Origin of the sequence: Bradyrhizobium sp. CCBAU 11386, assembly GCF_028128955.1 — a bacterium.
Lineage (GTDB): Bacteria > Pseudomonadota > Alphaproteobacteria > Rhizobiales > Xanthobacteraceae > Bradyrhizobium.
In genome coordinates, this window is the sequence record NZ_LBKA01000248.1 from 136,455 (window position 1) to 150,309 (window position 13,855).

A 13,855-nucleotide genomic window follows, 5' to 3' on the forward strand; every position below is an offset into this window, starting at 1 on the left:
CCGGCCGGCGCAGGCTGCTGGACGATGTGTCGTTCGGGCAACTGACATGAGAGCGGATGAGCTTTGGTTGAACTCGATGCGAGCCCAGAGCTCAAACGACCTCTCCCGTAGGGAGAGGTCGGTTCGCATCGAAGATGCGAGCCGGGTGAGGGGTTTAGGCCTCACCGAGCGATGCGGCCCCTCACCCGGATTGCTGCGCAATCCGACCTCTCCCCGTCGGGGAGAGGTGAACCGCAGCCGATCGGATCACCGCCCTTCGCGGACCCAGGTCGCGGCGAATGCGCCGAGCAGCAGCAGCAGGCCGATCAGGCCGGCGAAGATCGGCAGCACGCCGACGCCCTTCACGACGCTGGCGTCGCGCATCCGCACGCCCATCCAGCCGTCACCATGGAAGACGCTCACCGAGCGCACCGGCACGATGCGCGGCAGCTCGACGCTGGAGCCGTCGACCACGCGCACGGCATTGCCGCCGGTCGCCTGCGTCAGCGGCTTCAGGGTTTCGGTGGTGGAGGTGACCTCCGAAAACTCCTTCGGATTGGTCGGGCCGACATTGATCAGCGCCTTCAGCGTACCGTCGGTCGCCTGCCACAGGCCGAGTTCGTTGGCCGGCAGGCTGGCGCGCCACTCGCCGGGATCGCCGGCGCTCAGCGTCAGGTCGCGCGACACGCCCGACGGCGAGGTCACGCTCACCGGCTGCACGCTGTCCGACATGGTCTGGCGCACCACCACGAGATCCTTGCCCCGCACCTGGAGGCGCAGCGCTTCTTCATCAAGATCGGGCTGCTTCATCAGCCAGTGCGACATCCGCCTGAGCAGGTCGAGATGCGGGCCGCCGCCCTCATAGCCGCGCGCCCACAGCCAGATGTGGTCGGAGAGCAGCAGCGCGACGCGTCCCTCGCCGAAGCGCGACAGGAACAGGAGCGGCTTGCCGTCGACGCCCGTCATCACAGGCGGGTTGACGGAATTGCGGGTATCGACGGTGCGGAAGAAGCGGCTCCAGCGCGGCGGCTCGCTCGCCGAGCCCTCCAGCCCGCGCGTGACGGGATGGCGCTTGCCGATGTCGGACAGGTGCGCATAGAACGGCTTCTCGGTCACGCCGACCGGCTCGGCCGGCAGCACCGAATCCAGCGGCGTGCGCCAGATGCTGGTGTTGGAGGCGTAGTCGGGACCGGCCGAGACCAGCACCGCGCCACCCGCGCGCACATAGCGCGCGATGTTGTCGAAATAGGCTATCGGCAGCACGCCCTGGCGGGCGTAGCGGTCGAAGATGATCAGCTGGAATTCGTTGATCTTCTGCTGGAACAGCTCGCGGGTCGGAAACGCGATCAGCGACAATTCGTTGATCGGCGTGCCGTCCTGCTTCTCCGGCGGCCGCAGAATGGTGAAGTGCACGAGATCGACGCTGGCATCGGACTTCAGGAGGTTGCGCCAGGTGCGCTCGCCGGAATGCGGCTCGCCCGAGACCAGCAGCACGCGCAGCTTGTCGCGCACGCCGTCGATGGCGACGACGGCGCGGTTGTTGACCGGCGTCAGCTCCCGCTCGAGCGGCGAGGCCTCGATCTCGACGATGTTCGGGCCGGCATGCTTGATGTCGACGTCGACGCTCGCGCTCTGGCCGCTTCCCAGCGTGCGCTCGTTGATGACCTCGCCGTCGCGGCGAACCGTGACCTTGGCGCGCTCGCCGGAGACGCCCTGGTCGTCGAGGCGGTAGGTGATGGTCTGGACCTGGCCGACGATGCCGAAGCGCGGCGCCGCCGTGATCGCGATGCGGCGGTCGCGCTCGTCCTTCTGCCCGGTGATCAGCGCGTGCACCGGCGCCTGGAAGCCGAGCGCGGCGGCGTTCGCGGGAATGTCGTGGACGCGGCCGTCGGTGATCAGGAACGCGCCGGCGACGCGGTCGACCGGCACGTCCGACAAGGCCGAGGCGAGGGCGCCGAACAGCCTTGTGCCGTCGGTCTCGCCGTCGGCCTGTCCGGCGTCGACGACGCGGACCTCGAGGCCCTTGATCTTCTTCAGGCCGTCGACCAGCGCTTCCTGCGCCTGGGCCGCCTCGCGATTGCGGTTGCCGAAATTCTGGCTCGGGCTCTTGTCGACGACGACGGCCGCGACCGAGGTGAGGGGATCGCGGTCCTCGCGGGTGAAGGAGGGATTGGCGAGCGCCAGCAGGAACAGCACCAGCGCGGCCACGCGCACCGCAGCGCCGCGCGCACGCGCCAGCAGCAGCACGAGCGCAATGACGACGATTGCGGCCAGCGCGAGCCACAGGACGATCGCGGGAACAAGCGGCGTGAACGCGATGCCGTAATTCATGGCGTCACTCTCTCGGCATCGTCATGCCCGGGCTTGTCCCGGGCATCCACGTTCTTCGCGCCGTATGGCAACGCGTGGATGGCCGGGACAAGCCCGGCCATGACGGCTTCAACTGGGCGGGCATTGAACTTCAAAACCCGCATCATTGTCCCAGCCGTTCGATCAGGGCCGGTGCGTGCACCTGGTCGGCCTTGTAGTTGCCGGTCAGCGTGTACATCACGATGTTGGCGCCGGCGCGGTAGGCGAATTCGCGCTGGCGTGGGTCGCCGCCGGTCACCGGCAGCATGTACTGGCCGTCGGGGCGCACGGCCCAGGCGCCGGCAAGATCGTTCGAGGTGATGATGATCGGCGAGACGCCGTCGCCGCCGCGCGCCGGACGCTGCGCGCTCTCGTCGTCGTCCTCGCGCGGCAGGGTCTCGACCCAGGTCTGGCCGCTGTTGAAGCGGCCGGGGAAGTCGCGCAGCAGATAGAAGGTCTTGGTCAGCACGTGCTCGCGCGGCACCGGCTCGAGCTCGGGCACGTCGAGCGAGGACAGGATGTCGCGCAACGCCCGCATGCCCGGTGTCTGCGAGGCGCCGTTGTCGCCGGCCGGCGCTTCGATCGCGTCGCGGGTGTCGAACAGCACGGTGCCGCCCTGCTTCATGTAGGCGTCGATCTTGTTGATGGCGTCCTGCGGCGGCTTGGGCGCGCCGGGCACGATCGGCCAGTAGATCAGCGGGAAGAAGGCGAGCTCGTCGCGCGCGGGATCGATGCCGACGGGATCGCCGGCCTCGAGCGCGGTGCGCTGCGCCAGGAACAGCGTCAGTCCTGATAGCCCGGCCTTGACGATGGAATCGACGTCGGCATTGCCTGTCACGACATAAGCGAGGCGGGTCTGCGACACCGCCTTCATCGCGAACTCGTCCGTGGCGTTGTCGGCGCGCGCGGGCGTCGGCGACAGTGCCGGAAGGCCCGCAAGCACGAGGGCTAGCAGGATCGCGGCAGGCGCGGCGCGGCGGCGCAGCAGCGCGGCGAGGCCGCCGCCGAGCACCGCGACGATGATGGCGTCGACCAGGAACAAAGCGAGCGCCGTCGACAGCAGCCAGCCGCGCAGATCGCGCGGCTCGGCATTGGTGTAGGTGGCGTGCCGGGCGCGCAGGCTCGCGGTGTTCAGGGCTGCGATGCGGTCGGCGGCGGCAAGCGTGTTCACGGCGAGCGGTCCTTCTGCCGGACCGTAGAAGCCCGGCGGATGATCGGGTGTGGCGCGGTCGCGATAGTCCGCGGGCAGCGGCTTTGCCGTGGCCGGCGGCGGCCCGAAGGCGCCGAACCCGTCGAGCATGTGCAGCGGCGCCACCGTCTCGGCGGTCGCCTCGCTGGCCACGCCGGCGCCGGGCTTGGCGGTGTAGCCGGACATGTCGACGACCCGCCGCAGCATTTCGACGAAGATGCCCGACATCGGCAGATCCGACCAGCGCATGTCGGCACTGACATGGAACAGGCTGACGATGCCCTTGCCGCGATGCTCGCCGGTCACCAGCGGCGTGCCGTCTTCCAGCGACGCCCAGCTCTTGGTGGCGAGCACGGCATCGGGCTCGGCCAGGACCTGGCGGCTCACGGTGACGTCCTTGGGAACGACGACGCCGGCAAACGGACCGTCGGCCGCGAACGCGGCGAGGTGCTGCGGCTTCTCCCAGGTCAGGCTGCCGCCGAGCGTGCGGCCGCCCTTGCGCAGCTTGACCGGCACGAGATCGTCTTCGGCCTGCGCCAGGCGGGGCCCTGCGAACCGCACCAGCACGCCGCCCTGGTCGATCCAGGCATTGAGGCGCTCGCGGATTTCAGGCGCGATGGTGCCGACATCGGCCAGGATGATCATCGGCAGCTTCTGGTCGAGGAACTGGGTGATGCCCTGCTGCGGCGAGCCCTTGTCGGCGAGCCGCACGTCGGCGAACGGCGCCAGCGCGCGGGTGAGATAGAAGGTCGGCGCCAGCAGCGGCTGCGCGGTTTCGCTGGTCGCGCCCGAGACGATGCCGATGGCGCGGCGGCGCCAGCGCTTGTCGAGCAGCTGCACCGCGCCGGCGGAGCGCTCGCCCGATATCTCGAGCCGCGTGATGTCGTTGCGCAGCTCGACCGGCAGGTCGAACGCGGCCTCGGTCTCCTTGTCCTGCGGGCCGAACGAATAGCGCGCTTCGCCGATCGGCGATGCCTTCTGGTCCAGCGCGCGCACGGTGCCGACGGCAATGCCGCTGTCGGTGCGCAGCACCTTCACCGTCATCCTGGCGGCGGCGTTCTCGGCCGCGACCAGCGCCAGCGGAGACGAGACGCCGCCTTCGAACACGGTCAGGCTGCGATCGCCGATGGTCTTGCCGAGGCCTTGCACGAAGTCCTCGCCGCGGCCGGTGTCGACGCCATCCGACAGCCAGGCGATCTCGCAGTCGCCGGTGGCCTTCAGGAAACGATCGACCGCTGCGAGGGTTTCGACCCGCTCGATCGAATAGGGCTTTGGTACCAGCTGGCGCAGCGCGACGCGCGCCGCCCCCGCCGGCATCAGGGTGATGTCGCGGTTCGGCTCGGACAGCGGCACCAGCGCGATGGCGCGGCGGTCGTTGTCGGCGTTGGCGATCAGCTCGTCGGCGGCCCTGATCCTGATGTCCCAGTTCGAGGCCGCGCTCCAGCCGTCGTCGAACATGATCATCAGCGGCGCCTTGCTGCCGGCAAGTCCGGTCTGCGGATTCCAGATCGGGCCGGCGGCGGCGAAAATGACGAGCGCCGCAGCCAGGAGGCGCAGCGCCGTCAGCCACCACGGCGTCCGCGAAGGCGTCTCTTCCCTTGGCGCGATGTCGAACAACAGGCGCGTCGGCGGAAACTCGATCCGGCGCGGCCGCGGCGGCATCACGCGCAGGAGCCACCACAGCACCGGCAGGCTGACGAGGCCGATCAGGAGCAGCGGTTCGGTGAAGGCGAGCGGCAATCCCATCATGCGGCCGGCCCCGCCTTGATGGTCGTGGTGCGGGCGCCCGACTTGCTCACCTGCATGCCGGCATGCAGGAACAGCAGCAATTCGGCGGCGGAGCGGTCGGTCGCGTGCGTCGTGAACAGCCAGTCGAGCTTGGAGGTCTCGGCGCGGATCTGGTCGCGGTGCAGCGCGAGCCGCGCGGTGTAATCCTGCACCCAGCTCTCGGCGCGGCCGGCGGTGATCACGCCAAAGCCTTCCGGCTCGACGAACTCGATGCGGCCGGAATAGGGGAATGACTCCTCGGCGGGATCGACGACCTGCACCATCGTGCCATGCGCGCCGGAGCCGGAGAGCCCTGCGAGCGTCGTCCTGATCTCCGCGATCGGCGACCAGAAATCCGACAGCACGATGATCTCGGCGAGCGCCGAGGGCACGAAGGACGGCGGCAGGCTCAGCCGGTCGGCACCGTCATGCAGCATCGCCTGCGCCATCTTGTCGATGACGCTGCGGCTTGCGGTCGGCGCCATCAGCCCGGGAATGCCGACGCGCTCGCCGCCCGAGACCAGCAACTCGGCCAGCGCGAAGGCGACGATCAGGGTGTGTTCGAGCTTGGACTCGCGCGCGGTCTTCGAGGCAAACGCCATCGACGGCGAGCGGTCGGGCCAGATCCAGACCGTGTGCGAGGCTTCCCATTCGAGCTCGCGGACATAGAGATGGTCGTCGCGCGCCGAGCGCCGCCAGTCGACGTTCTGCGACGGCTCGCCGGAGACGAAGCGGCGGTACTGCCAGAAATTTTCGCCGGAGCCGGCGCGGCGCCTTCCGTGCAGGCCATGGATGACGTTGGCGGCGACGCGGCGGGCTTCGAGCACCAGGCGCGGCAAGGAACCTGCGAGCGTGCGGCTTTCGCCATCGGCACGTCGGATCGCGATGATCTCCTTCGCTGTGTGCCCGTTCTCCGCGGCCATCAACCGATCCGTGTTTTCAACTGCCGGATCACGTCCGGAATCGTGCGGCCTTCGGCGCGCGCCTGGAAGGTCAGCGCCATGCGGTGCTTCAGCACGGGTTCGGCGAGGTCGAGCACGTCGTCGATCGAGGGCGCGAGCCGTCCGTCGATCAGCGCACGGGCGCGCACCGCGAGCATCAGGGATTGGCTGGCGCGCGGGCCGGGGCCCCAGGCGATGAACTTGCCGGTTTCGCCGCTGTCCGGACCCGGACGGGCCGAGCGCACCAGCGACAGGATCGCTTCGACGACGGAATCGCCGACCGGCAGGCGGCGGATCAGCCGCTGCGCGGTGATCAGCGCATCCGCGGTCATCGAGCCCCTCGCCAGCGTCTCCTCGGCGCCGGTGGTCTCGAACAGGATGCGGCGCTCGGCCTCGCGATCGGGATAGTCGACGTCGATCTCCATCAGGAAGCGGTCGAGCTGCGCTTCGGGCAGCGGATAGGTGCCTTCCTGCTCCAGCGGGTTCTGGGTCGCGAGCACGTGGAACGGCTTCGGCAGATCGTGACGCGCACCGGCAACGGTGATGTGCTGCTCCTGCATCGCCTGGAGCAGCGCCGACTGCGTGCGCGGGCTGGCGCGGTTGATCTCGTCGGCCATCAGGAGCTGCGCGAACACCGGACCTGCGATGAAGCGGAAGGCCCGCCTGCCCGCGGTGCTCTCGTCGAGCACCTCGGCGCCGAGGATGTCCGAGGGCATCAGGTCGGGCGTGAACTGGATGCGCTTGGCATCGAGACCCAGCGTGACGCCGAGCGTCTCGACCAGCTTGGTCTTGGCAAGGCCGGGCACGCCGATCAGCAGCGCATGGCCGCCGGAGAGGATGGTGACCAGCGTGTTCTCGATCACGCGGTCCTGGCCGAAGATGACGGCCGCGATCGCCTCCTTCGCCGCGCGAACCTGGCTCGATACCTGCTCGGCCGAGCGGACGATTCCATCCTCGAGTTTCTCGACACTCTCCGCCATCCGTTAGCTCCTTCAGCCTGCCGCGCGGCTTGCTCGCGTCGCCATGTCATCGCATCGCGTCAGATGCATCAAATCACCACATGGGCCCTATGCTAGACTTGCAGGAAGGCCATGTATTCGTTGAATTAACCTATCCCCACCTTATCGGCTTAAGGGTATGTAGGGCATCACGAAGTGGCGACCTCCACACCGGACTATTCCGGGATGGAACCGTGCACCCGGGCACAACGTAGACTTACAAGTCAGACTTGCACCAATCGTGCCAAAGGACAAAGTCAGGGCAAACCATGGCGAACCAAGGGCAGAGCGCCGATCGCGGTCTTGAGGGGCTGACTGCCGCCGCCAAGAGTGCCGCCGGTGCCGAAGGCGCCAAAAAGGGCCTGCCTCCGGTGCATCTGTGGAATCCGCCGTTTTGCGGCGATCTCGACATCCGAATCGCTTCCGATGGTACTTGGTTCTACATGGGGACGCCAATCGGGCGTCACGCGCTGGTCCGCCTGTTCTCGACCATCCTGAAGCGCGAGGGCGACAAGCATTTCCTCGTGACGCCGGTGGAGAAGGTCGGCATTCGCGTCGACGACGCGCCGTTCATGGCGGTCGAAATGCAAGAGGACGGCAAGGACAACCATCGCGTGCTGCGCTTCCGCACCAATGTCGACGACTGGGTCACCTGCGACGCCGCGCACCGGCTGCGCTTCGAGCCGGCAAAGGACGGCGGGCTGACGCCCTATCTGCACGTCCGCGCCGATCTCTGGGCCAAGGTGACCCGCGCGCTCTATTACGATCTGGTTGACATGGGCGAGGAGCGGATGGTCGATGGCCAGCCGATGTTCGGCGTCGAGTCGGCCGGCGAATTCTTCGCCATGGCCGATGCGGACGAGGTGAGGGCCGCGCTTTGAACAAGCCTATCCTGAAGAGCGATCCCGTTGCGCTTGGCGCTGCGGATTTCTTTGCCCGTTCCAGGGCGCGGCTCGGCTTCGACGTTCCGCCCGGCCTCTACGATCCGAACATCATTCCGGCCTCGGGCGATCCCGGGACCGACAAGATGCTCGAGATCGTCGCGCGCGAGCAGCCGGTGCGGCCGGCGGCAGTCCTGATCGCGGTGGTCGACCATCCCGAGCCGACCATCCTGCTGACGCAGCGCTCGGCGCATCTGAACGACCACGCCGGCCAGATCGCCTTTCCCGGCGGCAAGATCGACGTGACCGACGCCTCGCCGGTCGATGCGGCGCTGCGCGAGGCCGAGGAGGAGGTCGGGCTGTCGCGCGACTTCGTCGAGCCGATCGGCTATCTCGATCTCTACGGCACCGCCTTCGGCTTCCGCATCCTGCCGACGGTCGCGAGGGTCCGGCCCGGCTTTGCGCTCACGATCAACCATTCCGAGGTTGATGATGCGTTCGAGGTGCCGCTATCCTTCCTGATGAATCCGGCGAACCACCAGGTGCACAGCAAGGAATTCCGCGGCATGGAGCGCTTCTACTATGCGATGCCGTTCGCGGAACGTTACATCTGGGGTGCCACGGCCGGAATGCTGCGTGTGCTTTATGAGCGGATCTACTCATCATGATCCGGACGATTCTGACCGAGATCGGAATTTTCCTCGTTCCCTTTGCCGTCTATGCGTTGTTCCTGGCCGCCAGCCGGTCCGGGCTGTTCGTGCAATCGTCCTGGCCGGTCACCATCGTCGCCCGCCTTGCCCTCATGGCGATCGTGCTTGTGATCGCGGGTCTGATTGGCCTGGCGCAATTCTCCGGCGCCGGCCCGGATTCGACCTACGTTCCCGCCCATATCGAGCACGGCAAGTTCGTGCCGGGCACGGAAAGATAGGGGCCTGCCGATGAGCGCGGAGCCGATCCTCGCCGATGCGCCATGGCTGATCTCCGGCGGGACCGCGCGCGTCCTGCAATTGCTGGGCGCCGATGGCGAGGAGGCGCGGGTGGTCGGCGGCGCGGTGCGCAACGCGCTGCTCGATCTCGCGCCCGGCGACATCGACATCGCGACCACGGCGCTGCCGGAGGAGGTGGTGCGGCGCGCCAAAGCCGCCGGCATCAAGAGCGTGCCGACCGGCATCGACCACGGCACGATCACGCTGGTCATCGACGGGCACCCCTACGAAGTCACGACCTTGCGCGAGGACACCGAGACCTTCGGCCGCAAGGCCAAGGTCGCGTTCGGCCGCGACTGGGTGAAGGACGCCGAGCGGCGCGACTTCACCATGAACGGCCTGTCGGTCGATGCGACTGGTGTCGTGTACGACCATGTCGGCGGGATCGCGGATGCCAGAGCGCGCCGCGTGCGCTTCATCGGCGACCCCGACCAGCGCATCGCCGAGGATTATCTGCGCATCCTGCGCTTCTTCCGCATCCACGCCGCCTTCGGTGCCGGCGAGCCCGACCGCGAGGGCTATCTCGCCTGCATCCGGGGACGTGCGGGCCTTGCCAGCCTGTCGGCCGAGCGGGTGCGCATGGAGATGCTGAAGCTGCTGGTGGCCGGCGGTGCATCCGCCGCCGTGCTGGCCATGGCCGAGGCCGGATTGCTGCAGGCGCTGACCGGCGGCGTCGTCTATACCGGGCCGCTGGCGACGATGGTCGCGATCGAGCGCGCGCTCGGCCTGCCGGCAAGCAGCACGCGGCGCCTGGCCGCGCTGACGGTCGCCGTGACGGAAGACGCCAAGCGCGTCGCTACGCGCCTCCGGCTCTCCAATCCCGAGGCCAAGGCGCTGGATTCGATGGGGCACCGCTGGTGGCGGTTCGCCGCCAAGGACGAGGCCAATGCGCGGCGTCTGCTCTACCGGCTCGGTGCGGAGCGCTATCACGATCGCGTGTTGCTCGGCTGGGCGCGGGCGGCGAGCGACGTGCATTCGTCGCGCTGGCGTGCGCTCGCCGAGTTGCCGCAGCGCTGGACTCCGCCGAAATTTCCGCTTCGCGCCGCCGACTTCATCGCGCGCGGGATGGCGGAAGGGCCTGCGCTCGGACATGTGTTGACACTCGCCGAGGACGCTTGGCTTGCGGCGGATTTTCCACTAGAGGAAGCCGCGCTCGCTTCCATCGCAGATCAAGCTGCGGCCCGCGTCAGCCGCGAACGGAAAACGTGACCATCGTCTCAGGCTTCGCCGACATCTCGGTCTTTCAGCTCCTGCTGGTCGCGTTGATGGCGTTGTTTGCTTCGATCATCGGTGGTCTCGCCGGCTACGGCACCGGCGCGCTGATGCCGCTGGTGCTGGTGCCGCTGGTCGGCGCCGAGCCCGTGGTGCCGATCATCGCGATCTCCGCGATCTTCACCAATCTCAGCCGCGCGATCGCTTACCTCCGCTACGCCGACCGCCGCCGCGCGCTGATCGTGCTCGCCTGCGCGGCATTGACCACCGCGCTCGGCGCCTACGGCTACACGCGCCTCACCAATGCGGGCGCCGCGCTCGTGATCGGCTCCATGCTGATCCTGAGCGTGCCGCTGCGCCGCGTGCTCCGCCGCCGCCAGGTCAGGATCGGCGACACCGGCCTTGCCGCCGGCTCCGTCGGCTACGGCGTGCTGGTCGGCGGCACGTCGGGATCCGGCGTGATCCTGCTCTCGCTCTTGATGGCTTCGGGCCTCGAAGGCGCCGCCGTGATCGCGACCGATGCGATGATCTCGCTCGGCACCGGCCTCATCAAGATCTCGGTGTTCGGCCTTGCCGGCGCCGTGAATGCGCAGGTGCTCGCCTTCGCGCTGCTGATCGGCGCGATCGCGATCCCCGGCGCGTTCCTCGCAAAAGCCTTCGTCGAGCGGATGCCGGTGCACATCCACACTGCGATCCTCGACGTCGCGGTGATCACGGGCGGGCTGGTGATGATCTCGGCTGCGGCGAGGCAACTGATCGCTTAGAGCATTCGTGCCTGGACCGCAGATTCCGCGATTGGCCGTGATTTGCTGGCCCCAAGCATTTACGGGCCGAACAAGCTGTGGAGAAAACGCTCCTTTTCGCCGGGCGCATAACCCTGAGACGCGCCGAAATACGGTTCATTGTCGCCATAGGAGGGGGCGGAACGGTATTCGGTCGGCGACCGGGGTGGCGCGTAGGCAAAGCTCGAAGCGGAACTTGGTGCGAACATGCCCTGATGGGAGCGAACAACAGCGTGCCGGTGGGAGTGATGCACCGGCTCCGCGTTCGCAACGCCGTACAGGGGGATCAATAGGCTCAACGCCAAAATGAAACGCATCGCGTTTTCTCCAGCTGCCCCCGGCTCGTTACTTAACGCTCGGCCGCAGAGCCCCAATAGATATCGGCTTCACGACTGATCACATCCCCGCCATCACGGACCCGCATGGGCGAGCGGTCGGGTCATTTGGCAGGTGCAACCTGGCGACATCGCAGGACGTGGAATTACGAGGAATTACGGTGTCCAGTGCACTTAATCATCACCGTCAGACGGCGCAGGCTTCGGTCGGCGCTTGCCGAGCTTGAAGCGAGCCGGGTCAATGGAATGCGCTGTCACCGTATTTGAGCCTGGGCGCGTACTCATGAATGTCGGCTTCCGGGCCAAGCCAGCCGTCGCCCGGCTTGGCCGTCATCGGCGGCTGATCACCCAACTCAGACATTGGCGCGAGCTTCTGTCTCGCGTTTTGCGTTCAGGACCATGGCGGCTCTTCGCCCGCCCCGGCTGCCTCGTGGTTGATCGTGACACCCGCCGAACGCAACCCGGTCAGCAATACGGTTCTTACAGAGGCAGGATCAAATCCAATATCCTTGGCGTTTGGTGGATGTGCCTCGCTGTCCTTCAATCGGAGCGCCAGGTGCATTTGCTCGCAAAGGTGCTGAACGACGAGATTGACCTGATCGTCAGTCATCATTGGCCTCTCCTGCTACCTATTCTTGTCCAATTAGGTAGCACACATGAAAATAGGACGGTACGCGATTGGACTGCCCCAAGCCCAACCCCACGCTCATGGGCGGGCCGCCCCGTCTTGCACACCGGATGTGACCGAGCGGCGATTAGAACAACGCTTCTGACCTTTCGGACATTGAGTCCGATCAGCGCAATGCGGATGAGCTTGACTAGTGCCGTGCGGCTTCGGCTTCTTGTTCCAACTGCGAGATGCGCACCCGTAGCGCGTCGAACGTCTCTTCGGCTGCCTCGCTGAACAGCGGATCCTCAGGATTGGTCATGGCCGAAGCGATCTCCGTCCAGTCTTGAGGCTCAAGAGCCATCAGGGCGGCGGGAAAGAAATCGCGATCTTCCTTCATGATGTGGCGGCGCTCGTGCTCTATGAAATCGCGAACGATGGCATGCACATCTTGCCGAAGGAGTTCGCGACCGGCAAGAACATTGTCGACCGCATGCGCGACCCGGCGCAAGAGTTCGGCCCCTCTCTGGTGTTCGCGATCGAGATCACCGACCTTCGCAGCCGCACCGGGATCGCGAATTTTCAACTTGGCGAAGACCAGGTCTTCCTGAGGGTGGTGGTAAACCTCCGGGTAGAGTTCGAAATAGCTGAGAACCGCGCCAATCACCTCATAGTCGGGGCTGTCGCCCCGGTCGAAAACCTGAAGTTCCCGCTCGAGGATGGTAAGCAGTTTCTCGATATTGCGGTGCTCTTGGCTTAAGCGCTCAATGATCATTGCTGCGATCCACAAGGTGACCGATTGAGAAGCTTCGAAAGCTTATCCCCAAGTCGCCTCAGCTCTTTTGCGCTAAATCAAGGATTGGGGAATTGCCATGTTCGGAACTAACCGCGGACCTTCGGGTGGAGGAGTCAGCTATGGAGAGTGAGAGCCGTCAAGCCCATTGGGAAGGCGTTTACACCCAGAAGAGCGAGAACGAAGTGAGTTGGTTTCAGGAGAGTCCGGCTCCTTCGCTTGAGTTGATTGCCCGGGTCGGCGCGGCTCACGCTTCGGCCATCATCGATATCGGTGGGGGCGCTTCACGCCTGGTCGACAATCTCATTGATCGGGGCTTTGAGGATGTAACCGTCCTCGATTTGTCCGAGGCGGCACTCGAGATCGCGAAAGCCCGCCTTGGGGACCGCGCCGCACAGGTTCATTGGATCGTCGCGGATGCAACAGCCTGGGAGCCGCTGAAGGCTTACGATGTTTGGCACGACCGGGCGGCGTTTCATTTCCTCACCGAGGACCGTGACCGTGCTGCGTATGTCGCGCGCCTCGGACGGGCCTTGAAAGTCGGAGGGCACGCAATCATTGCCACCTTTGCGCTCGACGGACCTGAACGATGCAGCGGCCTTCCCGTAGTGAGGTACGATGCTGCGAGCCTCGGTCAGGCCCTTGGTGGCGCGTTCCAACTCGTTGAGACCCGGCGGCACGCCCATGCGACGCCTTGGGGTACCAATCAATCGTTCCAATTCAGTGTGTTCCGCCGCTGCTCCTGAACCGCAACGCCGCGCGAACATCTGTTGTCGGCCCAAGGCGGCCGCAGCGATCTTGTCGTTCGCCCCCAGAGGGAACGTCACCCTCGAGCAGCCTAGTCGATTCGGCGGCTGCCAGCCGGCCCATGCGCAGTTCACCGACGGCGGCGGACAACCATCACGACGCCCTGAATCGCGAGGGCCGCCATGATCGCGGCCACAATCACGTCGTCGCCCTTCACGTCCGCGACGGGCACGAAGGAGAGGTCGTTCGCAAGGCGACCTCTCATATTCATAGGCTGGATGACCGCTTT

14 protein-coding genes are annotated in these 13,855 nt (G+C 66.6%); 6 read left to right on the forward strand and 8 right to left on the reverse strand.

The window, feature by feature from the left end:
* Positions 1 to 246: 246 nt before the first annotated feature.
* From XI09_RS31440 to XI09_RS31455, 4 genes are all read right to left on the reverse strand, one after another.
* On the reverse strand, positions 247 to 2,310 hold the full coding sequence (locus tag XI09_RS31440; protein WP_271570302.1) for a hypothetical protein: 2,064 nt from the start codon (positions 2,308 to 2,310) through the stop codon (positions 247 to 249).
* 142 nt (positions 2,311 to 2,452) lie between these two features.
* Positions 2,453 to 5,266, reverse strand: a complete 2,814-nt coding sequence (locus tag XI09_RS31445; protein ID WP_271570303.1) for a DUF4159 domain-containing protein — start codon at positions 5,264 to 5,266, stop codon at positions 2,453 to 2,455.
* Complete coding sequence (locus XI09_RS31450; protein ID WP_271570304.1) at positions 5,263 to 6,207, reverse strand: DUF58 domain-containing protein; 945 nt, start codon at positions 6,205 to 6,207, stop codon at positions 5,263 to 5,265. The genes XI09_RS31445 and XI09_RS31450 overlap by 4 nt, the downstream gene beginning before the upstream one ends.
* Positions 6,207 to 7,205 carry an AAA family ATPase gene (locus XI09_RS31455; RefSeq protein ID WP_271570305.1) on the reverse strand — a complete coding sequence of 333 codons (999 nt, stop codon included), beginning with the start codon at positions 7,203 to 7,205 and terminating at the stop codon, positions 6,207 to 6,209. The genes XI09_RS31450 and XI09_RS31455 overlap by 1 nt, the downstream gene beginning before the upstream one ends.
* Before the next feature lie 287 nt (positions 7,206 to 7,492).
* Here XI09_RS31455 and XI09_RS31460 point away from each other — a divergent pair, with 287 nt between their 5' ends.
* The 5 genes from XI09_RS31460 to XI09_RS31480 are packed head-to-tail and all read left to right on the forward strand — an operon-like array spanning position 7,493 to position 11,066.
* Entirely contained in the window at positions 7,493 to 8,104 is a 612-nt protein-coding gene (locus XI09_RS31460) for a DUF1285 domain-containing protein (RefSeq protein ID WP_271570306.1), read from the forward strand.
* Positions 8,101 to 8,772 (forward strand): CoA pyrophosphatase, encoded by a 672-nt coding sequence (locus tag XI09_RS31465; protein WP_271570307.1) that lies wholly within the window; start codon positions 8,101 to 8,103, stop codon positions 8,770 to 8,772. Before XI09_RS31460 ends, XI09_RS31465 begins: the two co-directional genes overlap by 4 nt.
* Entirely contained in the window at positions 8,769 to 9,032 is a 264-nt protein-coding gene (locus XI09_RS31470) for a DUF6111 family protein (RefSeq protein ID WP_271570308.1), read from the forward strand. Before XI09_RS31465 ends, XI09_RS31470 begins: the two co-directional genes overlap by 4 nt.
* Positions 9,033 to 9,042: 10 nt before the next feature.
* Positions 9,043 to 10,299 carry a CCA tRNA nucleotidyltransferase gene (locus XI09_RS31475; protein WP_271570309.1) on the forward strand — a complete coding sequence of 419 codons (1,257 nt, stop codon included), beginning with the start codon at positions 9,043 to 9,045 and terminating at the stop codon, positions 10,297 to 10,299.
* Positions 10,296 to 11,066, forward strand: a complete 771-nt coding sequence (locus tag XI09_RS31480) for a sulfite exporter TauE/SafE family protein (RefSeq protein ID WP_271570310.1) — start codon at positions 10,296 to 10,298, stop codon at positions 11,064 to 11,066. The genes XI09_RS31475 and XI09_RS31480 overlap by 4 nt, the downstream gene beginning before the upstream one ends.
* A gap of 59 nt (positions 11,067 to 11,125) precedes the next feature.
* On the opposite strand, the gene XI09_RS31485 is transcribed toward XI09_RS31480, so the two are convergent.
* The 4 genes from XI09_RS31485 to XI09_RS31500 all read right to left on the reverse strand — a co-directional run bounded on the left by XI09_RS31485 (position 11,126) and on the right by XI09_RS31500 (position 12,801).
* Positions 11,126 to 11,401 (reverse strand): hypothetical protein, encoded by a 276-nt coding sequence (locus XI09_RS31485; RefSeq protein WP_271570311.1) that lies wholly within the window; start codon positions 11,399 to 11,401, stop codon positions 11,126 to 11,128.
* Positions 11,402 to 11,657: 256 nt separating this feature from the next.
* Positions 11,658 to 11,780: a hypothetical protein gene (locus XI09_RS31490; RefSeq protein WP_271570312.1), complete on the reverse strand. Its 123-nt coding sequence runs from the start codon at positions 11,778 to 11,780 to the stop codon at positions 11,658 to 11,660.
* A 30-nt stretch (positions 11,781 to 11,810) separates the two neighbouring features.
* Complete coding sequence (locus tag XI09_RS31495) at positions 11,811 to 12,032, reverse strand: hypothetical protein (RefSeq protein WP_271570313.1); 222 nt, start codon at positions 12,030 to 12,032, stop codon at positions 11,811 to 11,813.
* A 205-nt stretch (positions 12,033 to 12,237) separates the two neighbouring features.
* Positions 12,238 to 12,801, reverse strand: a complete 564-nt coding sequence (locus XI09_RS31500) for a hemerythrin domain-containing protein (protein ID WP_271570314.1) — start codon at positions 12,799 to 12,801, stop codon at positions 12,238 to 12,240.
* 140 nt (positions 12,802 to 12,941) lie between these two features.
* Here XI09_RS31500 and XI09_RS31505 point away from each other — a divergent pair, with 140 nt between their 5' ends.
* Positions 12,942 to 13,565: a class I SAM-dependent methyltransferase gene (locus tag XI09_RS31505; RefSeq protein WP_271570315.1), complete on the forward strand. Its 624-nt coding sequence runs from the start codon at positions 12,942 to 12,944 to the stop codon at positions 13,563 to 13,565.
* Positions 13,566 to 13,855 lie beyond the last annotated feature (290 nt).